At 65.6% G+C, this 25930-nt stretch carries 23 protein-coding genes, 1 tRNA gene and 3 pseudogenes; 19 read left to right on the plus strand and 8 right to left on the minus strand.

Annotated elements, in window-relative coordinates:
• Window positions 1-23: 23 nt before the first annotated feature.
• Entirely contained in the window at window positions 24-476 is a 453-nt protein-coding gene (locus AC3IR9_RS04505) for a GNAT family N-acetyltransferase (RefSeq protein ID WP_489294291.1), read from the minus strand.
• Between the two features lie 671 nt (window positions 477-1147).
• Between AC3IR9_RS04505 and AC3IR9_RS04510 the strand changes: the two genes are divergently transcribed.
• The 5 genes and pseudogenes from AC3IR9_RS04510 to AC3IR9_RS04530 all read left to right on the plus strand — a co-directional run bounded on the left by AC3IR9_RS04510 (window position 1148) and on the right by AC3IR9_RS04530 (window position 5333).
• Window positions 1148-1777: a hypothetical protein gene (locus AC3IR9_RS04510; RefSeq protein WP_489294292.1), complete on the plus strand. Its 630-nt coding sequence runs from the start codon at window positions 1148-1150 to the stop codon at window positions 1775-1777.
• Between the two features lie 120 nt (window positions 1778-1897).
• A pseudogene (locus AC3IR9_RS04515) lies at window positions 1898-2212 on the plus strand (IS3 family transposase); the annotation flags it as partial.
• Between the two features lie 272 nt (window positions 2213-2484).
• On the plus strand, window positions 2485-3237 hold the full coding sequence (locus AC3IR9_RS04520; protein ID WP_489294294.1) for a hypothetical protein: 753 nt from the start codon (window positions 2485-2487) through the stop codon (window positions 3235-3237).
• A 35-nt stretch (window positions 3238-3272) separates the two neighbouring features.
• Window positions 3273-3758 (plus strand): hypothetical protein, encoded by a 486-nt coding sequence (locus AC3IR9_RS04525; protein WP_489294296.1) that lies wholly within the window; start codon window positions 3273-3275, stop codon window positions 3756-3758.
• Window positions 3759-4218: 460 nt separating this feature from the next.
• Window positions 4219-5333, plus strand: a protein-coding gene (locus AC3IR9_RS04530) for an IS3 family transposase (protein WP_489292866.1) whose coding sequence is annotated in 2 segments (ribosomal slippage) — window positions 4219-4471 and window positions 4471-5333 — 1116 coding nt in all. Because the reading frame shifts where the segments join, the coding sequence is not laid out codon by codon here.
• Window positions 5334-5540: 207 nt separating this feature from the next.
• Here the strand turns inward: AC3IR9_RS04530 and AC3IR9_RS04535 are convergent.
• Window positions 5541-5633, minus strand: a tRNA-Ser gene (locus tag AC3IR9_RS04535).
• A gap of 136 nt (window positions 5634-5769) precedes the next feature.
• Here AC3IR9_RS04535 and dnaX point away from each other — a divergent pair.
• The 4 genes from dnaX to AC3IR9_RS04555 all read left to right on the plus strand — a co-directional run bounded on the left by dnaX (window position 5770) and on the right by AC3IR9_RS04555 (window position 9155).
• Complete coding sequence (gene dnaX, locus AC3IR9_RS04540) at window positions 5770-7695, plus strand: DNA polymerase III subunit gamma/tau (RefSeq protein WP_489294298.1); 1926 nt, start codon at window positions 5770-5772, stop codon at window positions 7693-7695.
• 6 nt (window positions 7696-7701) lie between these two features.
• The gene (locus AC3IR9_RS04545) at window positions 7702-8022 is read left to right on the plus strand and encodes a YbaB/EbfC family nucleoid-associated protein (protein WP_489294300.1); all 321 of its coding nucleotides are present in this window, start codon (window positions 7702-7704) and stop codon (window positions 8020-8022) included.
• 92 nt (window positions 8023-8114) lie between these two features.
• The gene (gene recR, locus AC3IR9_RS04550) at window positions 8115-8714 is read left to right on the plus strand and encodes a recombination mediator RecR (protein WP_489294302.1); all 600 of its coding nucleotides are present in this window, start codon (window positions 8115-8117) and stop codon (window positions 8712-8714) included.
• An 81-nt stretch (window positions 8715-8795) separates the two neighbouring features.
• Entirely contained in the window at window positions 8796-9155 is a 360-nt protein-coding gene (locus AC3IR9_RS04555) for a histidine triad nucleotide-binding protein (protein WP_489294304.1), read from the plus strand.
• Between the two features lie 61 nt (window positions 9156-9216).
• Here AC3IR9_RS04555 and AC3IR9_RS04560 read toward each other — a convergent pair.
• The 5 genes from AC3IR9_RS04560 to AC3IR9_RS04580 all read right to left on the minus strand — a co-directional run bounded on the left by AC3IR9_RS04560 (window position 9217) and on the right by AC3IR9_RS04580 (window position 14964).
• Window positions 9217-10451, minus strand: a protein-coding gene (locus AC3IR9_RS04560) for an IS3 family transposase (protein ID WP_489291031.1) whose coding sequence is annotated in 2 segments (ribosomal slippage) — window positions 9217-10100 and window positions 10100-10451 — 1236 coding nt in all. Because the reading frame shifts where the segments join, the coding sequence is not laid out codon by codon here.
• Between the two features lie 147 nt (window positions 10452-10598).
• Entirely contained in the window at window positions 10599-11123 is a 525-nt protein-coding gene (locus AC3IR9_RS04565) for a Slp family lipoprotein (RefSeq protein WP_489294305.1), read from the minus strand.
• Window positions 11120-13069, minus strand: coding sequence for a transglutaminase TgpA family protein (locus AC3IR9_RS04570; RefSeq protein WP_489294307.1), 1950 nt, complete (start codon window positions 13067-13069; stop codon window positions 11120-11122). Before AC3IR9_RS04570 ends, AC3IR9_RS04565 begins: the two co-directional genes overlap by 4 nt.
• Complete coding sequence (locus AC3IR9_RS04575) at window positions 13062-14000, minus strand: DUF58 domain-containing protein (RefSeq protein WP_489294309.1); 939 nt, start codon at window positions 13998-14000, stop codon at window positions 13062-13064. Before AC3IR9_RS04575 ends, AC3IR9_RS04570 begins: the two co-directional genes overlap by 8 nt.
• 37 nt (window positions 14001-14037) lie before the next feature.
• Window positions 14038-14964 (minus strand): AAA family ATPase, encoded by a 927-nt coding sequence (locus tag AC3IR9_RS04580; protein ID WP_489294311.1) that lies wholly within the window; start codon window positions 14962-14964, stop codon window positions 14038-14040.
• 67 nt (window positions 14965-15031) lie between these two features.
• Here AC3IR9_RS04580 and AC3IR9_RS04585 point away from each other — a divergent pair, with 67 nt between their 5' ends.
• Window positions 15032-16873, plus strand: coding sequence for an ArnT family glycosyltransferase (locus AC3IR9_RS04585; protein WP_489294313.1), 1842 nt, complete (start codon window positions 15032-15034; stop codon window positions 16871-16873).
• A gap of 6 nt (window positions 16874-16879) precedes the next feature.
• Here AC3IR9_RS04585 and AC3IR9_RS04590 read toward each other — a convergent pair.
• Window positions 16880-17468 (minus strand): annotated as a pseudogene (locus tag AC3IR9_RS04590) (Maf family protein).
• A 114-nt stretch (window positions 17469-17582) separates the two neighbouring features.
• On the opposite strand from AC3IR9_RS04590, the gene AC3IR9_RS04595 reads away from it, so the two are divergent.
• The 9 genes and pseudogenes from AC3IR9_RS04595 to AC3IR9_RS04635 all read left to right on the plus strand — a co-directional run bounded on the left by AC3IR9_RS04595 (window position 17583) and on the right by AC3IR9_RS04635 (window position 25929).
• Window positions 17583-18092, plus strand: a complete 510-nt coding sequence (locus AC3IR9_RS04595; protein ID WP_489295705.1) for a YceD family protein — start codon at window positions 17583-17585, stop codon at window positions 18090-18092.
• A 108-nt stretch (window positions 18093-18200) separates the two neighbouring features.
• Window positions 18201-18398 carry a 50S ribosomal protein L32 gene (gene rpmF / locus AC3IR9_RS04600; RefSeq protein WP_038690090.1) on the plus strand — a complete coding sequence of 66 codons (198 nt, stop codon included), beginning with the start codon at window positions 18201-18203 and terminating at the stop codon, window positions 18396-18398.
• 88 nt (window positions 18399-18486) lie between these two features.
• On the plus strand, window positions 18487-19464 hold the full coding sequence (locus AC3IR9_RS04605; RefSeq protein ID WP_489294314.1) for a beta-ketoacyl-ACP synthase III: 978 nt from the start codon (window positions 18487-18489) through the stop codon (window positions 19462-19464).
• Between the two features lie 74 nt (window positions 19465-19538).
• A pseudogene (locus AC3IR9_RS04610) lies at window positions 19539-20320 on the plus strand (BUD32 family EKC/KEOPS complex subunit).
• A 609-nt stretch (window positions 20321-20929) separates the two neighbouring features.
• On the plus strand, window positions 20930-21874 hold the full coding sequence (gene fabD, locus AC3IR9_RS04615) for an ACP S-malonyltransferase (protein WP_489294316.1): 945 nt from the start codon (window positions 20930-20932) through the stop codon (window positions 21872-21874).
• A gap of 72 nt (window positions 21875-21946) precedes the next feature.
• Window positions 21947-22690: a 3-oxoacyl-ACP reductase FabG gene (fabG, locus tag AC3IR9_RS04620; RefSeq protein WP_489294317.1), complete on the plus strand. Its 744-nt coding sequence runs from the start codon at window positions 21947-21949 to the stop codon at window positions 22688-22690.
• Between the two features lie 153 nt (window positions 22691-22843).
• Window positions 22844-23083, plus strand: a complete 240-nt coding sequence (gene acpP / locus AC3IR9_RS04625; protein WP_489294319.1) for an acyl carrier protein — start codon at window positions 22844-22846, stop codon at window positions 23081-23083.
• Between the two features lie 144 nt (window positions 23084-23227).
• A complete protein-coding gene (fabF, locus tag AC3IR9_RS04630) occupies window positions 23228-24490 on the plus strand; it encodes a beta-ketoacyl-ACP synthase II (protein WP_489294320.1) in 1263 nt (420 codons plus the stop codon).
• A gap of 83 nt (window positions 24491-24573) precedes the next feature.
• Complete coding sequence (locus AC3IR9_RS04635) at window positions 24574-25929, plus strand: aminodeoxychorismate synthase component I (protein WP_489294322.1); 1356 nt, start codon at window positions 24574-24576, stop codon at window positions 25927-25929.
• Window position 25930: the final 1 nt, after the last annotated feature.

Consider the following 25930-nt stretch of genomic DNA (forward strand, 5'->3'; position numbering starts at 1 on the left):
CAGGTGCGATGCAATGGCCTCGTTCAATGCGAGGCCATTGCCGCCACCATCTCCACCGCATCCAGGCCCGGGCCGTGGCCATTGGCCACCACTCCGGTCACCGTGAAACCCAACCGCGCATAGAAGCCCTGCGTGTATTGACTGGTACTCAAGGTCAGGCGCTGCACGCCCAGCGCTTCGGCCCGCGCCAGCCTGGCAACGGCCAGCGCCTTGCCCAGTCCGTTGCGGTGCCAGGCTTTGTGGACCATGCCCCAGCAGAACGCGGCCGTCAGCGCGTCGTCCAGCGCAAGTCCACCACAGGCCACCACCTGCCCAGCGTGCTCCAGCACCAGATAGTCCTGCGCCGGGGCGGGCTGCAACAGGAAGGTGGAAAAGTCGGTGCGCTCGTGTGCGCCGAAGAAGTGAGGCACGTTGCTGTCGAAGATGCCCAGGCAGGCGTCGACGTCGGCGGGGCTGAACGCGCGGATGGGGAACATGATGGGGGCGCAGGAAGGGTGAGGGAGACACCTTGCCATGCGGCGCGCATGGTCGCGCTGCACGGTGCAGCGTTGTCGTTCTGGGCCAAGACATCTGCACCGTGGGAACAGGCTGCTGAGCCCGACTTTTGAGCGTGTGAGCGTCCAGGCTGCCTCATGCTCGATGCGCTTGCCCACGGTTCACGCTGACGCAGCCTCAGCGTGAAGCGCAGTCGCATCACCGCCAGACAAACGCAAAAGGCCACCCCGAAGGGCGACCTTTTGCGTTTGTCTGGCGGTGAGGGGGGAGGTACTGATCCGAAGACCTCACTGCCTGACTGCACGCGAGACGCATACCCGACGTGTGTTCCGTCATTGTGGTGATCAATGATGTCTTGCGAGCGCCGGATCCTGTGCGATGGTGAGCTGGAGGGCGAAGAGGAAGACGAGGAGCAGGAAGCCACACCGGAGAGGAGGAGCTTGGGCTCTGATAGCATCGCTTTATGAGGATCAGATACCGGTTCACCTTCGTTTGGGATGAATCCCGAGGTGCGAAGCTTGCCGCTTTAGGTTTGAAGGTGGTGCCGCCCGCCGAGCCTCGGCCAGACGTTGGTGGCATCGCAGTAAGTCATGCCGTTGAGGGTGCCCCAGGATGGAGCGAGGCTTGCAGCCTGATCCGCTCGTGGGACGGTATGACGACCGTCACCACCGAGTTCACGCCTGCCGAGGTTGCTGGTGCTGATCACTGTGCGCTTCAGGTCGTTCATGCCAGCGGCTATCCACAGCCAGAGCAGAATTTTTCCTTTCGAGAGCGGACCCACGACCTGAGCAACTGGTGTTCCAAATGCGGGGAGGGTGCAGTCCAAGTGGCGCCCTTTAGGGTAAAAAGCACGCTCAGGTGGGGGAGGAATGCTTTTTTGAAGCTGCACTGGGTAGAGGAGGCGTGCTTCATGCAGACCTCTGTCTGGTCGGAGCATCTTTCCGGCTTGGGCATTGCTCGGCTCCCCGTGGAGGACAGCAAGGGCAAGACGCTGGACGACGTCATTCAGCTTGATTTAGGGCCCGCAGTCCCGCTGTCCCTGGAAGGGGTAGAAGGAATCCGCTGTGGACAGTGCGGGAGAGAGCGCTATTCCTGGCACGATCGGGGCTTCTTCCCCGCGCCGATACTTCCCCCGGAAGTTCCGCTCTTCCACAGCGTTCAGCGCTTCGGTGTAGAGCATCAGTCGGCAAACGCAATGATTGTCAGCGCCAAGGTCGCCGCGGTCATCAGGAGCGCCGGATTGAGGGGTGCAGAACTGTGGCCCTGTGTGTCTTCGGCGTAGATGTTTGATGCTGGTTGATGGCCTGCCCCGTGGATTCACGCTGGGAGCTGCTTTTCTCGTCAGCCAAGTTCCAGCGTGGGACCGCCTACACCGTTGCGGGAAATGAAGGGCCGCTATGGGCGACGCAAGCCGCCTGCGGGGCTGCTGGTGCATTCGGATCAAAGCACGCAGTTCACTGGGCGCGACTGGCAAGATTTCTTGAAAGCACATGGAATCGTCAGCAGCATGAGCCGGCGCGGCAACTGTCACGACAACGCGGTCGCTGAGAGCTTATTTCAACTCCTCAAACGCGAGCGCATCAAGCGCAGGATCTACGTGACTCGCGAAGAAGCGAAGTTCGACGTCTTCAACTACATCGAGATGTTCTACAACACCAGGCGACAGCAAGGACATAACAACGGGTTGTCTCCGGTAGAGTTCGAAAAGCAGCAATAAAAATGAGGCTTCGGGGTGTGTACAGAAGCCGGGGCGATTCAACGCGGTCAGATGGATGAGGCAAAGATATGCGGCAGCGCGATTCCGGACAGGAACCTCGATAGGTCGGGTGATCGATCCGTTTCACGCCGCATAAGAGGCTAGCTTGCTCATCCAATTTCGGTCAGGGGAGCAGGGCCGTGGCATCTCGATTTTCGGGGGCTCTTCTTGACATGCTGCGGATACTGCATCAGCATTGCTCGCGGAATTTTTAGTGCTATGTAAAGGACTGCATGAATCTCAAAGTCATCGGTGTTGCTGCTGTTGCTGTGATTGGCTTGGCCGCTGTGGGGTGGACGCAGCTGGGGGATAGCGTGAGACCCGCCAAGCGAAGTGAAGCAGGCGATTCAAGTCCCGCGCCCGGACAAGCTGGTGCCAAGCTTCAGGCCGCCGATTCGGCTGCAGCAGGGTCCCCGCGCCAGCCTCTTTCAGCCCATCGTCATCCATTCCCGGAAGTGCCGCTTACGCGCGCAGGCATGGATTTCGAGGATGACCCGGGTTTTGCAGAGAGCGAGGCTGAGCAGCAGTGGCTTGACCTGCATGGTTACCCGAACATCAGGCAGTGGGAAACATACACTGCTGCTCCCAATGAAAGATTGCGAGAAGCGGCAGCTGCCGGTGATGCCGTTGCGGGCGCGATGCTTGACGGAAGACTATTGAGAACGGACTCCAAGGCTCAGGAGCGCCTGGTGGAAGCCGGCGTTGACGGCAATTTGTTCGCGCTCCAGTTGTTGGCCTCTTATCAAGCTGGAAGCAGAAACGGCGACCCCGTGGCTGCCTATGCAGTTTCGCGGGTCAGTGAAATGCGTGGGGACTTGCGCGCCGCGATAGGGCGGGAGGTGATGATGACCACGCCGCTGACTCCGGAGCAGCGTCTGCTGGGAGAGGCAGAAGCTTTGCGGTTGAATGAAACGATGAACAAGCTCTACTTCGACAAATACGGCGCACCTGCGGAGTTCATCCCGCGGCCGATAGGTCACTCTTGAAGAGCAAACGGATCAACACAGAAGAGAATGGATTCATGAAGATAAGTAAGAAAATTTCGCTTTCCGTCATCGGTCTTGGAGCAGTTGTCGGTGTGGCGCTTGCCTGTGAGGTTCTTCCGATGCCGCCTATGGCACCGCTGAAAGTCACGATGGCTGATATGCCTAAAGCCACCGATTACAGCAACCCCGCGAACGCGGCCTTCATGAAAAGGCTGGATGGGGCGGCTGAAAAGCTTGTCGGCTCGGCGAACTGGCGGGCAAATGCGTTTCACGGGTACGTCGCATATTCATTCAAGATGATGATGATTACTGGAGCGGCCAATATCTACATTGAGAAGCCATGCGACAGCTCAGCTGAAGAAATGGCACAGAAGGCTTCCCAGTCGGTCGGCTCGAACGGCGGTGGCGGTGGCGGTGGTAGTGGCGGTGGCGGTGGCGTGCTGATCGGCGGCGGCTGTTACGGCAGTTGCGGTGGCAAAATGCCTATCGTTGACGTGGGTCCGGCGCAGCAGATCAGCTGAAGACGGATTGCTCCCAGCACCCCTGGCTGCTCTTCAAGGCCGCTAGGGGTTCACGCTTTGTGGAGTGGAACTTATCGTCTCCGCATCCACTGCGGCTCATTTTGCTGCGAGGTCCAGACAGAGCTTCTACTCGGCGCTGTAGCGAGGCAATTTAAAGGGCATGGGAGCACTATTATCCATCAGGCCCTTCAACTCATTTCTGCGATAGCTTTCGTGGAAAAACTGCTTATAGAATTTCGCGGATGGGTCCGCGATCCTCAGCAGTTCGGTGATTCGGCTCCTGGACACGCCTGCGATGTCGAGCCGACCTGCACAGGTGAGGCGCAACTCTGGCATTCCACCTGATGCGATGCCAAGGGAGTGCAGGTGGCGCGCGAAGCGAGCCCTTCGTAAGCTCCCCCGGCAGCCAGACACCCGATAAGTAGAGCTTTCTGGCATCTTTAACCAGCCAGGAGGTTGCATGCGCACATCAAGATTCACCGAGACGCAGATCATCACGATCCTCAAGCAGGGCGATGCCGGGCTTGCGGTGAAGGATCTATGTCGCCAGGCCGGCATCAGCACGGCGACGTATTACCAGTGGAAGAGCAAGTACGGCGGGCTTGAGGCGTCCGAGCTTCGTCGAGTCAAGGACCTCGAAGCTGAGAACGCCAAGCTCAAACGCATGTATGCGGAAATGGCGCTGGACAACGCGGCGCTGAAGGACCTGATCGCAAAAAAACTGTAGGGCCGGGTCAGAAGCGTGAGGCAGTGCGTTTCCTCACCGAGGTGCACGCGCGCCCCCTGAGCCGGTCCTGCGGTTATGTGGGTTTGTCTCGTGCGGCCTGGTATGCGCCGCCACTGGACTGGACCGTGCGCGATGCGGAGTTGATCTCGGCATTGGCCAAGCTGGTCGAGGAGCGGCCCAGTCGAGGTTTCTGGAAGTGCAGCGATCAACTACGCAAGAAGCGACGGGACTGGAATCCGAAGCGGATCTATCGGGTATACAAGGCGATGAAGCTCAACCTGAGAAGAGCGGCCAAGCGCCGTCTGCCAAAGCGCGAGCGGGTGCCGCTGTATGTTCCCAGGCAGCCAGATACCGTCTGGTCCATGGACTTCATGAGTGACGCGTTGGCCTGTGGCAAACGATTCCGAACGTTCAATGTGGTCGACGACTTCAACCGCGAGGTGCTGCATATCGAGGTGGATACATCACTCAACTCTGGTCGCTTGGTGCGCGTGTTCGAGCAGCTCAAACGTGATCACGGATTACCGCAGGTTCTACGGTCGGACAATGGCCCTGAGTTCCTGGGCGAAGCATTTACCCAGTGGGCCAAACTCGGCGGCGTGGCGCTGCGATACATCCAACCTGGAAAGCCCAACCAGAACGCCTTCATCGAACGCTTCAACCGCACGTTCCGTGAGGAAGTGCTGGACCAGCACCTCTTCGCACGCCTTGAGGACGTACGTGAGGCAGCGCATTGGTGGATGATCGATTACAACGAGATTCGTCCACATGACTCGCTCAGCGGCATGAGCCCCGTCGAGTACCGTACCGCTCACACCAGAAGCTCTACTTTAGAAATGTCTGCTTGACGGGGGAGCTTACGGTGGCTTGAAGATGCGTCGGCCAATCAGGCATTGAAGGTCGGTGGGAACCCGTTGCCGGAACGACCAGGGACCAGAGGGCGAGCGAACAAGATGGTGGGGGATGGGCATCGAGAGATGTGTCCCGGTTTGTGCCCTGCATCCAGTCACCCCAGAAAAGCAAAAACCCCTGCGTAAACAGGGGTTTGCTTAATCTGGCGGAGAGAGGGGGATTCGAACCCCCGAAGCGCGGTTTAGACGCTTACACACTTTCCAGGCGTGCTCCTTCAACCGCTCGGACACCTCTCCGGACCTGCTGCGATAACCCGCTGCAGGGGCGCAGATTCTAGCGGGGGAATTGCATTCGCACAAGCGGTACGACGCGGTGGGCAGGGGGGCTGGACAGGCGTGGCACAATGGACGCTCTGATGAAGACGGTGGCCTGATGTCCTATCTCGTCCTTGCCCGCAAGTGGCGTCCGAAGCGTTTTGCCGAGCTGGTGGGCCAGGAACACGTGGTCCGTGCGCTCAGCAATGCGCTGGACAGCGGCCGGGTGCACCATGCATTCCTGTTTACCGGTACCCGCGGGGTCGGCAAGACCACCATCGCGCGTATTTTCGCCAAATCGCTGAATTGCGAGCAGGGCACCAGCGCCGACCCGTGCGGCCAGTGCCCGGCCTGCCTGGATATCGATTCCGGGCGCTACATCGACCTGCTGGAAATCGATGCGGCGTCCAACACCGGCGTGGATGACGTCCGCGAGGTGATCGAGAACGCCCAGTACATGCCCTCGCGTGGCAAGTACAAGGTTTACCTGATCGACGAAGTGCACATGCTCTCCAAGGCGGCGTTCAACGCGCTGCTGAAGACCCTGGAAGAGCCGCCGGAGCACGTGAAGTTCCTGCTCGCCACCACCGACCCGCAGAAGCTGCCGGTGACGGTGCTGTCGCGCTGCCTGCAGTTCAACCTCAAGCGCCTCGACGAGGACCAGATCCAGGGCCAGATGACCCGGATCCTGGCCGCCGAGGAGATCGAGTCCGACCCGAGTGCGATCGTGCAGCTGGCCAAGGCCGCCGATGGCAGCCTGCGTGATGGCCTGTCGCTGCTGGACCAGGCCATCGCCTATGCCGGCGGCGCGCTGCGTGAAGACGTGGTGCGCACCATGCTGGGCACCGTCGACCGCACCCAGGTGGCGGCCATGCTGGACGCGCTGGCCGATGGCGATGGCGTGCGCCTGCTGCAGGTGGTGGCGGCGCTGGCCGAGTTCTCACCGGACTGGAGCGGCGTGCTGGACGCGCTGGCCGAGGCCCTGCACCGCATCCAGGTGCAGCAGCTGGTGCCGGGCGCCCCGGCCGAAGGCGAGGGCATCGATGCTGCCGCCTTTGCCCAGCGCCTGCGCCCGGAAGTGGTCCAGCTCTGGTACCAGATGGCGCTCAGCGGGCGCCGCGACCTGCATCTGGCGCCGAGCCCGCGCGCGGGCTTTGAAATGGCCGTGCTGCGCATGCTGGCTTTCCGTCCGGCCGCGGCGGTGCCGCCGGTCCCGCGCGATCCGGGCGCGGGGACGGAGGTCACTCCCGGCGCCGGCCCTGCGGCCCAAGGCAGTGGCAGGGCCGCCGCAGCGGCTACGGCTGCTGCCGCGGCCCCCGTGGCGGCGTCCGTCGTGGAGACACCCGTCGCAGCAGTGCCGGTCGTGGCCGCGGCCGTTACCGAGGTGCCCAAGCCCCTGCCGCCGCCCGTGGCGGCACCAACGCCGGAGAACGATCCGCCACCGTGGCACCAGCCCGATGCCGTGGATCGTGACGAGGCCCTGGCGGCGGAAATGGCCAGCCCGGATGCAGCCATGGTGGCCCCCTGGGAGGCCGCGCCGGCCCGCCCGGCGGTGGTGCCTTCCGCACCGGCCCAGGCCACGCGTCCGCAGGGCATCAGCATTGCCCCGGTCGCCGCTGCTGCAGGAGCTGCTCCTACGGGCGCGCGGATTGCCCTGACCTCGGCCGAAGCCTGGCTGGAGCTGGTCACCCAGAGCCAGCTCACCGGCCCGTCGCGCCAGCTGGCGGCGCACGCGGCGTTCATCGGTTTCCAGCACGGCCTCTTGAAACTGGCGGTATCGCCCGGATTTGAATACCTGTGTTCGGACCGTTCGCTGGCCGCGCTGACCGAGGCCCTGTCCGGGCCGTTGGGGCAGGTCCCGCAGATCGTGATCGAACAGGGCAACACCGGCGCCGAAACCCTGCACCAGCGTGCCGACCGCCAACGCGGCGAACGCCAACAGGCGGCCGAAGCGGCCTTCCTGGCCGACCCCGACGTGCAGCTGCTGGTGCAGCAGCATGGCGCGCGGGTCGTCACCGATTCCATCCGTCCCTTTGATGAGTAAAGAAACATGCGCGGCAATATCGCCCAAATGATGCAGCAGGCCCAGAAAATGCAGGAAAACCTGCAGAAGGCCCAGGAAGAAATCGCCAAGCTGGAAGTCACCGGCAGCGCCGGTGGCGGCATGGTCAGCGTGACCCTGACCGGCGCCAAGGAGTGCCGCAAGGTGCGTATCGATCCGTCGGTGCTGTCCGATGCGGAAATGACCGAAGACCTGGTCGCGGCCGCTTTCAACGATGCCTCCAACAAGATCGATGCCGAGTCGAAGACCCGCATGGGCTCGGCCACCGCCGGCATGCAGCTGCCGCCGGGCATGAAGCTGCCGTTCTGAGTGGCGCCTGTACCGGGTCTGCCCGGTGTTGCAGCACCCTGTCGCGAAGCCTCCGGGCTTGGCGTGCTTGTTTCTGAGATGAGCGCACTGCCATGAGCCTGCCCCTGCTCGAACAATTGATCGAGGCCTTCCGGGTACTGCCCGGGGTCGGCCAGAAGACCGCCCAGCGCATGGCTTACCACGTGCTGGAACGTCAACGCGAGGGTGGGCAGAAGCTGGCCGAGGTGCTGGCCAAGGCCATCGAGCGCATCGGCCACTGTGAGCAGTGCCGCGATTTCAGCGAGAGCGACCTCTGTGCGGTGTGCGCCAACGGCAGCCGCGAGCGGCAGCAGTTGTGCGCGGTGGAGTCGCCGGCCGACCGGCTGGCGATCGAACACGCCACCGGATTCCGCGGGGTGTACTTCGTGCTGCAGGGACGGTTGTCGCCGCTGGATGGCATCGGCCCGCGCGAGCTCGGCCTGGACCAGCTGGAGGCACGCCTGAAGCAGGGCGAGGTGCAGGAGCTGATCATCGCCACCAGCGCGACGGTTGAAGGCGAAGCCACCGCGCATTACCTGGCGCAGCTGGCACGCGCGCACAAGGTGCGCCCCAGCCGGTTGGCGCAGGGCCTGCCGCTGGGGGGCGAGCTGGAGTACGTGGATCGCGGCACGCTGTCGCACGCCTTCGGCACCCGCACCGAAATCCAGGAATGACCCCACACGATTGCGCGGCACCGACCGAAACCGGGAACGCATCCGCGCTACTCTCCATGGCCCTGTTCCAAGAGGTGCCCCATGAGCCAAGACACCCTGTTCGGCAAGATCATCCGCCGCGAAATCCCGGCCACCATCGTCTACGAAGACGACGAGGTGCTGGGCTTCAAGGACATCGCGCCGCAGGCGCCGGTGCACGTCCTGTTCATTCCAAAGAACGAGGCGATCCCGACCCTGGATGACCTGCAGCCCTCGCAGGCGCACCTGATCGGCAAGCTGGCGCTGGCCGCTGCCGGGTACGCACGCGAACAGGGCTTCGCCCAGGAAGGCTATCGCATCGTCATGAACTGCCGCGAGCACGCCGGCCAGACCGTGTTCCACATTCACCTGCATCTGCTGGCCGGCGCGCCGCTGGGGCATTTCGGTACGGCGAACGGCTGAGGCTGCGCAATTGACCCGTCCTGCCATAGGTTGACACCTGTGGCGGATGATCTGGCCGCCGTCAGGCGGCCAGAGACGCCCGATGCACCGCATCGGGCGTTTGCATTTTAAGCGACAGGTGCGGCCGCTCGGCGTTATAGATCCCCACCGACTCGGCGACCATCTGGCGTGCCTGCAGCAGGTCCCGGGGCCGGTGCAGCAGGAACTCGCCCTTCAATATCCCATTTACCCGTTCGGCCAGCGCATTCTGGTAGCAGTCGTAGCCATCGGTCATCGAGCAGGTCACCCCATGCCTGGCGTGGATCTTCTGGTAGTAGTCCGAGCAGTACTGGATGCCCCGGTCGGAGTGATGGATCAGCTGCTGCCGCGTTTTTCGTTCCTTCAGCGCCATCTGCAGTGCTTGGGCGACCTGTTCGGTCTGCAGGGTGTCGTGCACGCTCCAGCCCACGATCCTGCGCGACCACACATCGGTAATCAGGCTCAGGTATACAAATTTCCCCTGCGTGGGCAGGTAGGTAATGTCGGCTACCCAGACCTGCTCACTGCCGGTCGGTACCACGCGCCCTTCGCCGGGCTTGAGAAGATTGGGGTGCCGCCGGAAGCGGTGATGGCTGTCGGTCGTCTTGTGGTACGCCCGCCGCATGGGGACCAGCAGCCGGGCATCACGAAGGACGCCAAACAGACGGTCGCGCCCCATTGCCACTCCCGATGCTTGAAGCGTCGGTCCAATCAGATGATGCAGCTTGCGCGTGCCGATGCGCGGCTGGCGCGCTCGATAGCCACCTACCAGCGCGAGCGCCCGAGCACCGTCGGCCAGTTGCCGCTGCTGACGATGGCCTGCCTGATAGTACGCTTGGCGACTGATACCAAAATGGCGGCAAGCCCTTGCCACGCTTACGCCTTGGAGGCGCCTTTGCGTGAGGACTTGCCGGAAGGCTTTTTTACGATGCGCACCCCGTAGTCTTCCTTGAGCACATCCACGATGGCCTCGAAAAGCTGCGCCTTCTCGGTCGCCTCCCGCAGCTGAACCTGCAGGACTTTGATCTGTTGTTCCGGTGTCAGCGGCTTGGCCGTTCCGGACTTGGGAGCTGTGGTCATGGGGGCAGATGATGCCCCACCTGACCAGTCTTGCCGACCATGTCGCCGAAGCCACGACAGCACGGTGCTCCGTCCTTGGATTCCGTAGCGCTCCTGGGCCTGCTTGTAGGTCAGCTCCCCACGCTCGACCTGGTCCACCACCGACAACTTGAAGGCCAGCGAGTAATCCCGCTGGCTGCGCCTGATTGTTGAATTCATTGAACATTCCTCTTCCTGTGGGAAAAGGTGTCAACTCAATTCAGGACGGGTCAAATGCAAAAAAAACGCCACCGTCAGGTGGCGTTTTTTCTTCAGCGCGTACCGACCAACGGTCGGCACCTACCGGTTGCCATCATTACCTACCGGTTACCACCAGCCCCAGCCGCGATAGCCCCAGCCTGGACCCCAGCCCGGGCCCCACGGCCCGTACGGGTACGCCGGCACCACATCGACCTGGCGCTGTTCCGGCCACAGGTAGATGACGTCTGCGTCCAGCTTCGGCAGGCGGTAGTCGTACTCGCCGATGCGGGTGTTCTCGTAGCCGGCGATCTTGCCGATGAAGGTCACGTCACGACCCGCCTCGAACACCGCCGGATCGTAGAAGCCGGCGCGACAGGCGATGAAGCGGCCGTCGCTGGCATCGGCCGAGGTCGTGCTGGGCCGGCCGCTGCCGTTGAGCGGGCGCGAGATCATCTGGAAGCAGGTCTGGCCCTGGCTCGGATTGGTCTCGATGATGCGGCCGCCCCAGCGCACCGGCGTGCCCACCTGCTGGGTGGGAACCGCGTCGCGCGGGCTGACCATGCTGAACTGGCCTTGCAGCGGCTTGGGCGCGGTCGCGCAGGCGGCCAGCGCCAGCGATGCGGCGAGGGGAAGCAATATCTGGATCTTCATGGGGATGCTCCGGAAGTCGGGCGATGCCTGCGCAGGTCGCGCAATAATGAAGTGAGGTCGACGCCAGCGCCAGCGTAGCGCGCCAGAACGAAACGGCTGCTGAGTGAAACCAGCGCCGGGTCGGGGCGCTGCTGGTGGACGCGCCGGGCCCAGCTGCCTGCCGGCTCGGCACTGTCGCGGGCCAGCCCATGCGCGGCGTAGCGGCGCCCCAGCCGGTGCCAGGCGCGCAGCAACGGGTCGCGCTCGCGCTCGCCGCGGGCCAGCAGCCATGCCATCCAGCCTAGCGTGGCCAGCGCGAAGACCGCGAAAACGGCAATCAGCTGCGTCGGCTCCAGTTTTTCGATCCCCAGCGGGCGCAGCAACTGCTGCTGGCGGTTGGCGTCGAAGGACAGCACCAGGTCGTTCCAGCCACGGCGCAGCCAGTCGCTGGCCTGGCCGAGCTGCAGCCAGCGGCTTTCGAAGGTCGGGGCCGCATCGCGCTGCAGGCGGTCTTCCAGGGTGTCGTAGATGCGCTCGGGCGCCACCGCGGCGGTCGGGTCCACGCGTACCCAGCCGCGTCCCTGCAGCCACACTTCGGCCCAGGCGTGGGCGTCCATGCGCCGCACCACCCAGTAATCGCCATAGCGGTTGTGCACGCCACCGGCAAAGCCGGTCACTACCCGCGCCGGGATGCCGGCATTGCGCATCAGCACCACGAACGAAGAACTGAAGTGCTGGCAGAAACCGGCCTGCTGGTCGAACAGGAACTCATCCACGCCATCGCGTCCGGGCAGCGGGGTGACCAGGGTGTAGGCGAACCGGCTGCGGATCCATTCCAGCGCGCGCGCGACGATCGCCGCATCGTCGGTGCCGGCATCGGCCCGCCATTGGCGCGCCAGCGAGGCCGTGCGCGGGTTGAGGCCCTCCGGCAGCTGCAAGGCCTGTTGACGCTCGAACGGGCGCAGGGGAGCGGGGTAGGCAAGTGCCGGTGAGGACTGCAGGCGCCAGCGGGTCAGCGCGGTAAGGGAGGCATCGCTGCGCAGGCTGTGATCGGCATCCAGGCTGCTGCCGTGGGGCGCCTGCAGGGGCAGGTCCAATGCCACCAGCTGCCGACGGTCGGTGGGCTCGTAATCGATCTGGTAGTCCCAGCGTGCGCCGGCACGGGTCACCGTGGCGGGTGCGCGCTGCCTGGCATACCGATCCTGTTCCCAGCGGCGGCCGTCGAAGTGGGTCATCACCGGGCCGCGCCAGTAGCGCTGTTCGGGCGCGGGCGTCGCGCCGAAGAACTGCACGCGCAGGGCCGGGGCGTCATCGGCCATCAGGTCCAGCCACTGCCCCGGTTCCATGTGATCGGACAACCCGGGCTTGCCCACGGCGCGATCGGGGATGCCCCACAACGGCTCGCTCAGTCGCGGAAACAGCCAGAACCCAGCCAGGGCCAGCGGCAGGCCCAGCCCCACCAGCCGGGCGACACCGCGCAGCTGGCCGCCGATCGGCGGGCTGGGGGCGTGGCCCTCGGCATGTGCCAGGCGCTGCAGCGCCAACAGCGCGGTCAGCGCGGCCATGACCGCCAGGCCCATGGTCAGCGGCCCCTGGTCGAGCAGGAAGGCAGCGAAAGGCGCGAACAGGGCGAAGCCGAGCAGGCTGCGGGCATCGCGCAGGCTGCGCAGTTCGCTGGATTTCAAGGCCAGCATCGCCGCCAGCAAGGCGCAGCCGGTATCCCGGCCCGGGCGTGCGCCCATCTGCCAGTAGATCGCGCCAAGCATGCCGATCACCAGCAGCAGGCGCAGCGACGCCGGCAACACGCGCTGTTGCGAGGCCAGGGCGGTCAGCAGGGCGACCAGCGCGATGCCGATCGCCAGCAGGCCGGGCAACTGCAGCAGCAGCGGCACCAGCCCGAGCGCGGCGCTGGCCAGGGTCCAGTGGCGTGCACTGGGGCTCAACGGCGAAGGCGTGGGGTCAGCCATGCGGTATCAGCGCCAGTGCGCGTTGGCAGAGGTGGTGGTGGGCGCTGCCGCTGCCAGGCCCCAGCACGGGTTGCCCGGGCAACTGCAGCGTGTAGCGACGCCCGTCGCGCTCGGCCAGTTCCACCCAGCGGGCCAACCGCGCGACGCGTACTTCGGTGGGCAGTCCGGACAACTGCCGCCAGTCCAGCAGCACGTCCACCCCGACCGGCTTTTCGTACTCGCGCACCAGCAGGGTGTCGCGGCGTGCCGAGTGCTTCCAGGCGATGCTGCGGGGTGGGTCGCCGGCGCGATACGGGCGCAGCTGGTGCAGTTCATCGCCGCTGGCATGGACGCGGGTGTGCAGCGGATCGCCCCCGCTTTCCGGCAGCGGCGGTGGCTGGCGTTCCGGTGCGGGGTAGACCAGCAGCGGCGTCTCCGGCCACACCCATGACCACGCCCGCACCAGCCCGAGTGGTTGCGTGGTGGAAATGCGGATGCGCTCCAGGTCGAGCCAGCCGCGGCGGACCGTGGGCAGGACCAGGTCGACTTCGATCTGGTCGCTGTCCAGCAGGTGGCCGAAGGCGGTGTCCTGCGCATGCTGCAGCTCAAGACCGCGACGCGCACGCGCATCCGGGCGCGACAGGCTGATCCGCAGGCGCATGGGTTGGCCGGCCTGCACCGGTTCGGCCGAGACCGCGTCGATCTGCAGGCCCGACAGCTGCAGGTGGGCACTGATGGTGCTGGCGATCGCCACCGTGGCCAGCAGCATGGCCAGCAGCAGCGCCGGGTTGTTGTTGTAGTTCAGTGCGCCCAGCAGCATGGCCCCCAGCAAGGCGGCCACGAACAGGCCGAAACGGGTGGGCAGCACATAGATGCGGCGCCGGTCCAGCCGGCGCGGCAAGGGTTCGGGTTGGCGCGGCCGCGTGTAGGGCCGGCCACTGGCCGGCAACATGGCATCTTTCAAACGGGCTCCCCAGCCGCGGCGCATCTCAATCCACCGGCACGGTCTGGAGGATCGCCCGGGCCAGTGCCGGGCCGTTGCCCGCTTCCGCCTCGGCGACCAGGCGATGGCCGGCGACCGCAACGAACAACGTCTGCACGTCTTCGGGCACCACGTGCGCACGGCCCAGCAGCAGCGCATGCGCCTTGGCCGCGCGCAGCAGCGCCAGCCCGGCGCGCGGCGACAATCCCACGCGCACGCCGGCATGCTGGCGGCTGCGGGTGAGCAGCGCCTGTACGTAGTGCACCAGCGCATCGCTCGCATGGACCTGGCCGACCGCCTCGCGCAGGCTGCGTACCTGGGTTTCATCCAGACGCGCGCTGGCCTGGGCAATCAGGTGGCGACGGTCGGTGCCGCGCAACAGCTCGCGTTCGGATTCGGCATTGGGGTAACCCAGCGCCAGCCGCAGCAGGAACCGGTCCAGCTGCGAATCGGGGAGCGGGAAGGTGCCCGACAGATCCACCGGGTTCTGCGTGGCGATCACGAAGAACGGGTCGGGCAATGGATGGGTCATCCCGTCCAGCGTGACCTGCTGCTCGGCCATGGCTTCGAGCAGCGCACTCTGCGTACGTGGCGGCGCGCGGTTGATTTCGTCGGCCAGCAGCACGTGGGTGAACACCGGGCCCGGATGGAACTGGAACTGGCGGCTGCCCGCGTCGTAAACCGAGACGCCGAGCACATCTGCGGGCAGCAGATCGGACGTGAACTGCACGCGTTGGAAGCGCAGCCCGAGGCTGGAGGCCATCGCGTGGGCCAGCGTGGTCTTGCCCAGGCCGGGCAGGTCTTCAATCAACAGGTGGCCGCCGGACAGCAGCGCGACGAACGCCAGCCGCACTTCGTGGGCCTTGCCCAGCACCAGCCCGTTGACCTGGTCCTGGGCGCTGCGAAGGGCCTGTCGCAGTACATCGGTTAGCATGGCTGGCACGTGGGGCGAATTTTCCATGTCCGTCTCGTGTCGATGATTCCTTCGATTCTATAGAGCAATGCAGGGCGAACAACGCGCACGCACAATTTTCCTGATGCTGTGGACGCTGATCACCGCGGTGAAGCTGGTGATTGCCGCGCGTCTGCCGCTGTTCGTGGACGAAGCCTTCTACTGGCAGGAAGGCCAGCACCTGGCGGCCGCCTACTCGGACCTGCCCGGGCTGACCGCATGGCTGTCCCGGTTGGGGGTGGAGGTGGGCGGCGCGCATGTGCTGGCGCAGCGGCTGCCGTTCCTGGCCATCGGTGCCGCCCTGCCGTGGCTGGTGTCACGTATCGCCACGCGCTGGTTTGGCGCGGTTGCGGGCTGGCAGGCCGGCAGCCTGACCCTGTTGATGCCGCTGTCGGGCACGCTGGGCATCCTGGCGGTGCCGGACGTGCCGATGGCGCTGGCCGCGGTGCTGTGCCTGGATGCCGGCGCCCGCCTGCTGCGCAGCGTCGATGCCGGCTCGGCGGTGAAGCTGGCGCTGGGCCTGATGATCGGCGCGCTCAGCCACTACCGCTTCATCGGCGTGATCGTGGTGGGTTTCGTCGCGCTGCTGCTGCTGCCGCAGGGCCGGCGCATGCTGCGCGATCCGCGCGTGTGGGTGGCGCTGGCGGTCGGCGTACTGGCCTGGTTGCCGCTGCTGGCGTGGAATGCCGACAACCATGACGCGGGGCTGAAATTCCAGGTGGTCGAGCGCCACCCGTGGCGGTTTGAATGGACCGGGCTGTGGTTCCTGGTGATCCAGCCGATGCTGGTCACCCCCATCCTGTGCCTGGCGATGTGGAAGGTGGCACTGGCCGGAACGCGCTCCGGCGGCGGTGCCCGCGCGCAGTGGCGTTACTTCGGATTGGTCGGTGCGGTCTCCACCGTGGCGATCTTCGGGTTGGGCTTTTTCACCGACGTCGAGCGGATCAGCTTCCATTGGCCGCTGCCGGGCTACCTGGCACTGCTGGTGGCGGTACCGGTGGTGCTCAACGGCTGGCCGCGCTGGCTGCGCCGCACCGGTTGGTGGCTGGCCGGAACCGGGTTGGCGTTGGCCTTCGGCTACTACCTGATGGCCTCCACGCCGGCGCTGCGCGAGCAGCTGGCCGGTGACAAGTACTACCCGCGCAACTTCGCCGGCTGGGAGCCGCTGGCGGCGGCGGTGCGCGAAGAACTGGCGGGCATGCCGGCCGGGGCGCAGGTGCTGGCCGGCAACTTCAAGGTGGGGGCGGAGCTGGGCTTCCAGTTGCGCGATCCGTCGATCCAGGTGCTGCCGCACCCGCTCAATGACAAGCATGGCCGCAGCGCACAGCTGGGGCTGTGGGGATTGCTGCATGACGGCCAGCGCCGCGCGCCGATGTTGCTGGTGCTGTCGCCCAGCGACCAGCGCTACCGCGACCTGCTGCAGCGGTATCACGACATCTGCGCGCAGGTGGGGCCGTTGCCGCCGCCGCGGGTGGTCAGCAACGACCATGGTTTCCAGCGCTTCCTGCTGTTCAGGCTGCCGGCCGAGCGTGTCGAGGGCCCGTGCGTGACCCCGGCGATGGCATGGATCGATACGCCGCAGCCGGCCACGCGTGCCGACGGTATCGTCGAGGTGCGCGGATGGGCGTTCAAGGACGGGGTAGGGCTGTCGCGGGTGGAGGTGCTGCTGGATGGCAAGGCGGTGGCCGAGGCTGCGTATGGCCGCAGCTACGACATCACCAGTTTCTGGACCCTCTCCAACGACCCGCAGCACCCCAACGTGGGCTTCGATGCGCGCATCGATACGCGCGCGCTGGCGCCGGGGCGGCACTGGCTGGGCCTGCGCCTGCATGGCCGCGATGGCAGCGTGGAGCCCTGGCAGGAGCAGTTGCTGGTGGTGCCCGAGCGTTGAATGCGCTCAGGGCAGCGTGTAGCCGGCCTGGCGCAGCAACCGGCTGACCGCGATCAGTGGCAGACCGACCAGCGCGGTGGGGTCGTGGTTGTCGATGGCGTCGAACAAGGTGATGCCCAGCCCTTCGCATTTGAAGCTGCCGGCACAGTCCAGCGGCTGTTCGGCAGCAACGTAGCGCGCGATCGCCCCGGCATCGAGCACCCGGAAGTGGACCTGGGTGAGATCGCAGGCCTCCAGCACCCGCTCATCGCATCGCAGGCTGACCGCCGTGCAGGCTGACCGCCGTGTGGAAGGCGACCGTCTGGCCGGACATCGCGGCCAGCTGGGCCTGCGCGCCGGCCACCGTGCCCGGCTTGCCCAGCGGGGCGCCGTTCAGCTCGGCGACCTGGTCCGAGCCGATCACCCACTGCCCGGGGTGGCGCGCGGCCACCTCGGCCGCCTTCGCCCCGGCCAGCCGCACCGCCAGCGCGCGCGGGGCCTCGCCCGGGCGCGGGGTCTCGTCCACGGCCGGTGCCGCGCAGGCCAGGGCCAGCCCCAGCCGTTCCAGCAGCTCGCGGCGGTAGCGGGAAGTGGAGGCAAGCAGTAGCGGGGACATGCGACAATACCGGTGCTGGGGGAGGGCAAGTCTGGCCTCCGGCGGCGGGGGCAGCAAGCGCTGTTACGGTTGGATTTGACAGCCGGGCAGACGATCCTTAACATTCAGCGGCTTATGTCCGCAAACGTACCCGAAATGCTGGATGCTTGGCGGATGGTCGCAGCGCGAAGGCGCTTCGACGGTCACGTCAGCCTGGCTGAATTGACCCGCCTGCAAGGGCTTGTTGCCGATACCGAAGGCCAGTGCAGCTATTCACTGGAATTCGCGCACGACGACATCCTGCGGGTATCCTATGTTGAACTGTCCATCGACACCGAGCTGCCGCTGATCTGTCAGCGCAGCCTGCAGCGATTCCTGTTGCCGGTCTCGCTGGTGCAGCGGCTCGGCCTGATCCGCAGCGAAGAGGATGAATCCTCGTTGCCGGAAGGGTACGAGCCGTGGCTTGTGCCTGAAGACGGCATGCTGCGACCGCTGGAACTGGTCGAGGACGAGCTGGTCCTGGCCGTGCCCGCCGTGCCGTTGTCTCCCGATGGCGAGGCGGTGGGCCAGGACTGGGCACCGACCGAAGAAGAAATGAACAAGGCCAACCCGTTCGCGGCGTTGGCGGCGCTGAAAAAACAATAGCAGCCGGATTGTCGTCGGCGGCTGCGGCGAAAGCGAAGACTGTGCTGGGCGCTGGCGTCCTGCGCGACGATACGACGAAGCAAAACGAACCGAGTTTGGAGCAATCCCATGGCTGTGCAGAAATCCCGTGTCACCCCGTCCCGCCGCGGTATGCGCCGTGCGCATGACGCCCTGAGCGCAAAGCAGCTGTCCACCGACCCGACCACCGGCGAAGTGCACCTGCGTCACCACATCACCGCTGACGGTTTCTACCGCGGCAAGAAGGTGATTGCGACCAAGTCGAATTCGGCCGTCGAAGAAGATTGATTCGTGAAGGCCGCTGCCCGGTCGGGCAGCGGCCTTTGCCTTTTTCTTCCCGGCTGTCAGTGTTGATGGCCGTGCTACAGGACATGCAATGAGCAAGCGGATCTACTCGAGGATCGCGGGCACTGGTAGCTATTTGCCCGAAAAAGTGTTGACCAACCAGGATCTGGAGAAAATGGTCGACACCACCGATGAGTGGATCCAGTCGCGCACGGGTATTCGTGAGCGGCACATTGCAGCCGAAGGTGAGACCACCAGCGACCTCGGCTACCACGCCGCGGTACGCGCGCTGGAAGCGGCCGGTATCGATGCGTCGCAGCTGGACATGATCGTGGTGGGTACGACCACGCCCGATCTGATCTTTCCCTCCACCGCGTGCCTGATCCAGGCCAAGCTCGGTGCGAGCGGTTGCCCCGCTTTCGACGTCAACGCGGCCTGTTCGGGCTTTGTGTTCGCGCTGAGCGTGGCTGACAAATTCATCCGTTCCGGTGATGCCCGCCATGTGCTGGTGATCGGTGCGGAAACCCTGACCCGCATTGTCGACTGGAAAGAACGCACCACCTGCGTGCTGTTCGGCGACGGTGCCGGCGCGGTCGTGCTCAAGGCCGACGAAGACACCGGCATTCTCAGCACCCACCTGCATTCGGATGGCAGCAAGAAAGAGCTGCTGTGGAATCCGGTCGGCGTGTCTGCGGGCTTCGGCGAGGGCGAGAACGCGCGCGGCGCGATCCTGATGAAGGGCAACGACGTCTTCAAGTATGCGGTCAAGGCGCTGGATTCGGTGGTGGATGAAACCCTGGAAGCCAATGCGCTGACCAAGGCCGATCTCGACTGGCTGATCCCGCACCAGGCCAACCTGCGCATCATCGAAGCCACCGCCAAGCGCCTGGACCTGTCTATGGAGCAGGTGGTGGTGACGGTGGACAGGCACGGCAACACCTCGTCGGCCTCGGTGCCGATGGCGCTGGACGTCGCGGTACGTTCCGGTCGTGTCGAGCGCGGGCAGCTGTTGCTGCTGGAGGCGTTCGGGGGTGGCTTCACGTGGGGTTCGGCCCTGCTGCGCTATTGATAGTGCAAGTTACGACAACGTGACGCTGTCGTTACGGCCCCATTTGGGGCCGTTTGCATTTCAGGAGATCTGTCATGGTTGAGCCCATCGTCATCGAGGGGCAGCGCGCCTGGCTGAAGCAGTACGGTGAAGGTAGCCGCGCGGTCGCGCTGGGCCTGCTCAATTTCGTCGCGAACCGCTTCCAGCTCGATGCGCTGCGCCCGCCGCCGCACCGGGGCGGTGATGCGGCGCGGGAAACCGAGGCGCGCCGTCTGGGCGAGCTGCAGGCGCAGGGGGTGAACGTGCCGCATGTGATCGGCAGTGGCCACGCGGCGCTGGTGCTGGAGGACAACGGCAGTTCGTTCAATGTGTGCCTGCGCGAGGCGGACGAGGCCGGGCGTGACCGGCTGGTGTCGGCGGCGATGCAGGCCATCGCCGAGGCGCACCGCAACGGGGCCTATTTCGGCCAGCCGTTGCCGCGCAACCTGACCTGGGATGGCAGCAACGTGGGTTTCATCGATTTCGAAGAAGACCCGTTGGAAGTGATGGCCTTGCACAGGCGCAGGCGCGCGATTGGCTGCTGTTCGGGTATGGGGTGGCCAAGTATTACGAGAAGCGCCCGAAGCGTTTGCAGGCGCTGATGGCGGCGGCGATGGATGGGGCCGAGGCGCCGGTGCTGGCGCACGCGCACGCGGTATCAGGGCGGCTGCAGGGGCTGGCCCGGGCGAGCCTGAAAATGGGCCGTTCGGCGCGGGCGCTGGCCCACGCGATCCTGGTGGTGCACGGGGCGACGACGCTGGGCATGCTGATGCTGGCGGTGATCTGCGTCGACTTCTTCTCCGACGGCGACCTCGACATCCTGCAGTTGTTGGTTTGATCGGGTGGGGCTCTTTTTGAAGCCAGAGCTTTAAGAGCGTAGAGCCAGAGCGTTACTGCTCGCTTGGGATGTGCCGGGTCGGCGTGGGTGGGTTGGCGGGACACGCCGTAAATCCATCCCTGGAGGCTCGTGGGCGCCATCCATGGCGCCCAACGGTCCCGCCAACCCACCCACGCCGACCCCCGATAGTTGGCCGGCGAGCATGGGCAATCAAACCCCCGTACACACAGCGTTCGCTGTGCCAAGGCCACAGCATCCCCACCCGTGAGAGGTGGGGTGTAGTGCCGAGCTCTGCTCGGCACCTCCTCCATCCCAAAGACGGCCGTTGCTCCGCCGTTGATCGCCTGTGCCCGGCGACCATGTCTGTCAGGGCTGGGGCGGGTGGGTATGCGGGGCCCTGAGGCGCATGGATGCGCCGACGGAGCTTACATGGACGTACTTGCAGCGTGCCCCGCATACCCGCCCGCCCCAGCCCTCTCCGTAGCATTGAACCGCTGTTTTGGCCGTTGCTCGCGCTCCAAAAACGGCCCCCACATACTCCCCAGTACAGACGAAGGGCGGTGTTCCCCCTTATCATTCGCCGTTCGATTTTTGCAGGCGGATGACCGCGTGACCGATTCCAATCTCGCTTTCGTGTTCCCCGGCCAGGGCTCGCAGTCGCTGGGCATGCTGGCTGAACTGGCCGAACTGCACCGGCAGGTCCGCGACGCCTTCACCGAGGCTTCCGACGGCGCCGGCGTCGACCTCTGGGCGCTCTCGCAGGGTGGCCCCGAGGAAATGCTCAACCGCACCGAATACACCCAGCCGGCCCTGCTGGCCGCCAGCATCGGCGTCTGGCGCGTCTGGACTGCCGTTGGCGGGGCCAAGCCGGCCGTGCTGGCAGGCCACAGCCTCGGCGAGTACACCGCCCTGGTCGCCGCCGGTGCCCTGACCCTGCATGACGGCGCCCACCTGGTGCGCCTGCGTGGCCAGCTGATGCAGGAAGCCGCACCGACCGGCGTCGGCGCCATGGCCGCCGTGCTCGGCGCCGACGATGCGCTGGTGCTGGAGGTCTGTGAACAGGCGGCCGGCAGCCAGGTCGTCGTCCCGGCAAATTACAACTCGCCCGGCCAGATCGTCATCGGTGGCGATGCCGCCGCAGTGGATCGCGCCTTGGCGCTGCTCGCCGAAAAGGGCGTGCGCAAGGCCGTGAAGCTCGCCGTCAGCGTACCCTCGCACACCCCGCTGATGCGCGAAGCCGCCAACCGCCTGGCCGAAACCATGGCCGGCCTGGATTGGCGCGCGCCGGCGCTGCCGGTGGTGCAGAACGTCGACGCCCGCATCCATGAGGGTGTCGGTGCGATCGCCCAGGCCCTGGTCCAGCAGCTGTACCTGCCCGTGCAGTGGACCGGCTGCGTGCAGGCGCTGGCCGCCCGTGGCGTCACCCGTGTCGCCGAATGCGGCCCGGGCAAGGTACTGACCGGATTGATCAAGCGCATCGACAAATCGCTGGACGCGCGCACACTGTCCACGCCCGCCGATTTCGAGGCAGCCCGCGAAACCTGGGCCGCCTGATCTTTCGACCGGCTCCGTCGCGTCACGGCCGCAAGCCCGGCGCACGGACCAGTCCCGTTCGAGGAATTACAGATGAGCAAGCCCCTTCAGGGTGAAATCGCACTGGTGACCGGCGCCAGCCGTGGCATCGGCGCCGCCATCGCCGACACACTGGCCGCGCAGGGCGCGACCGTGATCGGCACCGCCACCACCGATGCCGGCGCCGCCGCCATCGGCGAGCGGCTGGCGGCAGCGGGTGGCCACGGCCGCGCGCTGAACGTCACCGACCCGGCTGCGCTCGACGCCGTGCTGGACGGCATCGCCAAGGAATTTGGTGCCATCTCCATCCTGGTCAACAACGCCGGCATCACCCGCGACAACCTGCTGCTGCGCATGAAGGACGAGGACTGGCAGGCCATCCTCGACACCAACCTGACCAGCGTGTTCCGCACCTCCAAGGCGGTCATCCGCGGCATGATGAAGGCCCGCAAGGGGCGCATCATCAACATCGCCTCGGTGATCGGGGTGACGGGCAATGCCGGCCAGGCCAACTATGCCGCCGCCAAGGCCGGCATCATTGCCTTCTCCAAGTCGCTGGCCAAGGAAATCGGCTCGCGCGGCATCACCGTCAACGTGGTCGCTCCTGGCTTCATCGACACCGACATGACCAAGGCGCTGCCGGAAGAACAGCGCACCGGTCTGGTCAAGACGATTGCCCTGGAGCGCCTGGGCGAACCGACCGATATCGCCAACGCGGTGGCGTTCCTGGCCGGTCCCTCGGCCAGCTACATCACCGGCGAAACCCTCCATGTGAACGGCGGCATGTACATGCCGTAAGCATGTGGCGCAAGGACTGCGCCGCAAGTGGTTGATCCGCAAGATGTTTTGCAGCGATGCAAGGTATCGGTGGTTTCCACTACACTATCCCACGGCCATCCATCACCGGATGGCGTCATTTTTGAACCACTACTCCATCTGGAGCGATATCCAATGAGCACCATCGAAGAACGCGTCAAGAAAATCGTCGTCGAACAGCTTGGCGTCAAGGAAGAAGAAGTCACCAACAGCGCATCGTTCGTCGATGACCTGGGCGCTGACTCGCTGGACACCGTTGAACTGGTGATGGCGCTGGAAGAAGAGTTCGAGTGCGAGATCCCGGACGAAGAAGCCGAAAAGATCAGCACCGTCCAGGCAGCGGTCGACTACATCACTGCCCACGTCAAGGCTTGATGTCAGACGGCAGTGCGCGTGCGGGCTTCCCGCTTGCCGCGCACCGCACCCCATGGGGCCGCAGTTGCGGCCCTGTGTGTTTAAGCATCACACCGAAGTAGAACGAGTTACCCGTTGAGAACGTTCGGGTCAGGAGAATCAGCAATGAAGCGTCGCGTCGTCGTAACCGGCCTGGGCATCGTCTCGCCGTTGGGCAATGATCTGGCCAGCAGCTGGGAAGGCATCACCCACGGTCGCTCGGGCATCGGTCCGCTGACCAACGTTTCCGATGCGTATCTCGATCGTTTCACCACCAAGATCGCAGGTGAGGTCAAAGGATTCGACATCACCGCCGACAACGCGTTGTTCGGCAAGTTCCGGGTCAGCGGCAAGGATGCCCGCAAGATGGACCCCTTCATTCATTACGGCCTCGGTGCCGCGTTCATGGCCCTGCACGACGCGGGCCTGGACATCACCGACGCCAACGCCGACCGCATTGGCGCCATCGTTGGCGCCGGCATCGGCGGCCTGCTCGGTATCGAAGAGCAGACCATCGAGTTCCACGAAGGCAAGAAGATCTCGCCCTTCTACGTGCCCAAGACCATCATCAACATGCTGCCCGGGCAGCTGAGCATCATCACCGGCCTGAAGGGGCCGTCGTTCTCGGCCGTGTCGGCCTGCGCGACGTCGAACCATTCGATCGGCACCGCGATGCGCATGATCCAGTACGGCGATGCCGACGTGATGGTGGCCGGTGGTGCCGAGCGGGGCTCCTCGCCGACCGCGCTGGGCGGCTTCTGCGCGATGAAGGCCATGTCCACCCGCAACGATGCGCCTGAGCAGGCGTCGCGTCCGTGGGACAAGGACCGCGACGGCTTCGTGCTGGGTGACGGCGCCGGCATCCTGATCCTGGAAGAGTACGAGCACGCCAAGGCGCGTGGCGCGAAGATTTATTGCGAGCTCGCCGGTTTCGGCGCCAGCAGCGATGCGTACCACATGACCGCCCCGAGCGAGAATGGCGAAGGTGCCGCCCGCTGCATGGTGATGGCCATGAAGGACGCCGGCGTCGCCCCGGAGCAGGTCGGGTACCTCAACGCGCATGGCACCTCCACGCCGCTGGGCGATCTCGGCGAGACCATGGCGATGAAGGCGGCCTTTGGCGAGCACGCCTACAAATTGATGGTCAGTTCCACCAAGTCGATGACCGGCCACCTGCTCGGCGCTGCCGGCGGCGTGGAGGCCATTTTCTCGGTGATGGCGCTGCAGGACAACGTGATTCCGCCGACCATCAACCTGCAGCAGCCGGGCGAAGGCTGCGACCTGGACTACGTGCCCAATGAAGCACGCCAGGCCAAGGTCGACGTGGTGATGTCCAACGGCTTCGGCTTTGGCGGCACCAACGGCACGCTGGTGTTCAAGCGGGTCTGATGGGACCGCTGCTGCAACCGCACCCGGGCCGCCATCTTGGCGGCCTTGGTGTATCTGGCTCCGCACTCCTACGGTCTCCTGCCATGCTCCAGATCCTTCCGCTGCCCGCCACCACCGACCTGCTTGCGCTGCAGCGGTTGGCTCCCTCGCGCTATCCGCTGCTGATGGAGTCCACCGCGTCGGGCACCGCGCAGGGCCGCTGGGACCTGCTGCTGATGGCCGACGGCCAGTCGCTGGCGTTGCATGCCGATGGCGTGGTGCGCGACGCCGATGGCCGTGTTCACCCCGGCCGTTTCCTCGATGTGCTCGATGCGCACTGGGCGGCGCTGCGGCAACCGCGCGAAGAGACCCAACTGCCGTTCCGCGGTGGTTGGGCGCTGATGCTCGACTACGAGCTGGCCGGGCAGATCGAGAGCATCCTGCAGCTTCCCGCGCGCGCCGATGGCCTGCCGTCGGCGCTGGCCCTGCGCTGCCCCGCTGCGGTGCTGCACGACTGCGTGCTCGGCCAGTACCACGCCGTCTGCGAGATCGGCCAGGAGGGGCTGCTGCAGGTCCTGCAGACTGACCTGGACGCCGCCGCCGGGCTGCCGCCGCTGCCGGCCTGGCAGCCACCCGGCGAGGTCGACGAAGACGCCCCGGCGCGCTTCACAGACGGCGTCGGCACGGTGATCGACTACCTGCGTGCCGGTGATGTGTTCCAGGTGAACCTGTCGCGCCGCTGGGACGCGCAGTTCGCCGACACGCTTTCCCCGCAGGCGCTGTATGCCCAGCTGCGCGTGGCCAATCCGGCCCCCTTCGCCGGCCTGTTCATGGCGCAGGGCAGGGCGGTGGTGAGTTCCTCGCCGGAGCGGTTGGTGTCGGTGCATGGCGATGACGTGCAGACCCGGCCGATCGCCGGCACCCGCCCGCGGTTTGCCGGCGACGACGATGCCGCGCGCATCCAGGAACTGGTCGGCCATCCCAAGGAGCGCGCCGAGCACGTGATGCTGATCGACCTGGAGCGCAATGACCTGGGCCGGATCTGCAGCCCCGGCAGCGTCGAGGTGGACGAGCTGATGAGCGTGGAAAGCTACGCCCACGTGCACCACATCGTCAGCAACGTGCGCGGGCGCCTGCGCACTGGCGTCACTCCCGGCCAGGTGATCGCCGCCACCTTCCCGGGCGGCACCATCACCGGCTGCCCCAAGGTGCGCTGCATGCAGATCATCGCCGAGCTGGAACAGACCGCGCGTGGCGCCTACACCGGCGCGTTCGGCTGGCTGAACCGGGATGGCGACCTGGACCTGAACATCCTGATCCGTACCGCCGAAGTGGCCGCGGACCGCGCCACCTTCCGCACCGGTGCCGGCATCGTGGTCGATTCGGACCCGGACAAGGAGCTGGATGAAACCCGGGCCAAGGCGCGCGGCCTGATGCGTGCGCTGGGCCGGCATGATTGAT

This window comes from Stenotrophomonas sp. GL_101 (assembly GCF_057835675.1).

What these genes read in the sequence shown, in the direction of transcription:
- fabF (WP_489294320.1), top strand. Translation starts at nt 23,228, where the DNA reads ATGAAGCGTCGCGTCGTCGTAACCGGCCTGGGCATCGTCTCGCCGTTG.
- AC3IR9_RS04545 (WP_489294300.1), top strand. Translation starts at nt 7,702, where the DNA reads ATGCGCGGCAATATCGCCCAAATGATGCAGCAGGCCCAGAAAATGCAG.
- fabG (WP_489294317.1), top strand. Translation starts at nt 21,947, where the DNA reads ATGAGCAAGCCCCTTCAGGGTGAAATCGCACTGGTGACCGGCGCCAGC.
- AC3IR9_RS04605 (WP_489294314.1), top strand. Translation starts at nt 18,487, where the DNA reads ATGAGCAAGCGGATCTACTCGAGGATCGCGGGCACTGGTAGCTATTTG.
- acpP (WP_489294319.1), top strand. Translation starts at nt 22,844, where the DNA reads ATGAGCACCATCGAAGAACGCGTCAAGAAAATCGTCGTCGAACAGCTT.
- AC3IR9_RS04525 (WP_489294296.1), top strand. Translation starts at nt 3,273, where the DNA reads ATGAAGATAAGTAAGAAAATTTCGCTTTCCGTCATCGGTCTTGGAGCA.
- AC3IR9_RS04575 (WP_489294309.1), bottom strand. Translation starts at nt 14,000, where the DNA reads ATGTTGCCGGCCAGTGGCCGGCCCTACACGCGGCCGCGCCAACCCGAA.
- AC3IR9_RS04580 (WP_489294311.1), bottom strand. Translation starts at nt 14,964, where the DNA reads ATGCTAACCGATGTACTGCGACAGGCCCTTCGCAGCGCCCAGGACCAG.
- recR (WP_489294302.1), top strand. Translation starts at nt 8,115, where the DNA reads ATGAGCCTGCCCCTGCTCGAACAATTGATCGAGGCCTTCCGGGTACTG.
- AC3IR9_RS04570 (WP_489294307.1), bottom strand. Translation starts at nt 13,069, where the DNA reads ATGGCTGACCCCACGCCTTCGCCGTTGAGCCCCAGTGCACGCCACTGG.
- AC3IR9_RS04585 (WP_489294313.1), top strand. Translation starts at nt 15,032, where the DNA reads ATGCAGGGCGAACAACGCGCACGCACAATTTTCCTGATGCTGTGGACG.
- AC3IR9_RS04635 (WP_489294322.1), top strand. Translation starts at nt 24,574, where the DNA reads ATGCTCCAGATCCTTCCGCTGCCCGCCACCACCGACCTGCTTGCGCTG.
- AC3IR9_RS04505 (WP_489294291.1), bottom strand. Translation starts at nt 476, where the DNA reads ATGTTCCCCATCCGCGCGTTCAGCCCCGCCGACGTCGACGCCTGCCTG.
- AC3IR9_RS04555 (WP_489294304.1), top strand. Translation starts at nt 8,796, where the DNA reads ATGAGCCAAGACACCCTGTTCGGCAAGATCATCCGCCGCGAAATCCCG.
- AC3IR9_RS04520 (WP_489294294.1), top strand. Translation starts at nt 2,485, where the DNA reads ATGAATCTCAAAGTCATCGGTGTTGCTGCTGTTGCTGTGATTGGCTTG.
- AC3IR9_RS04510 (WP_489294292.1), top strand. Translation starts at nt 1,148, where the DNA reads ATGACGACCGTCACCACCGAGTTCACGCCTGCCGAGGTTGCTGGTGCT.
- rpmF (WP_038690090.1), top strand. Translation starts at nt 18,201, where the DNA reads ATGGCTGTGCAGAAATCCCGTGTCACCCCGTCCCGCCGCGGTATGCGC.
- AC3IR9_RS04595 (WP_489295705.1), top strand. Translation starts at nt 17,583, where the DNA reads ATGTCCGCAAACGTACCCGAAATGCTGGATGCTTGGCGGATGGTCGCA.
- dnaX (WP_489294298.1), top strand. Translation starts at nt 5,770, where the DNA reads ATGTCCTATCTCGTCCTTGCCCGCAAGTGGCGTCCGAAGCGTTTTGCC.
- AC3IR9_RS04565 (WP_489294305.1), bottom strand. Translation starts at nt 11,123, where the DNA reads ATGAAGATCCAGATATTGCTTCCCCTCGCCGCATCGCTGGCGCTGGCC.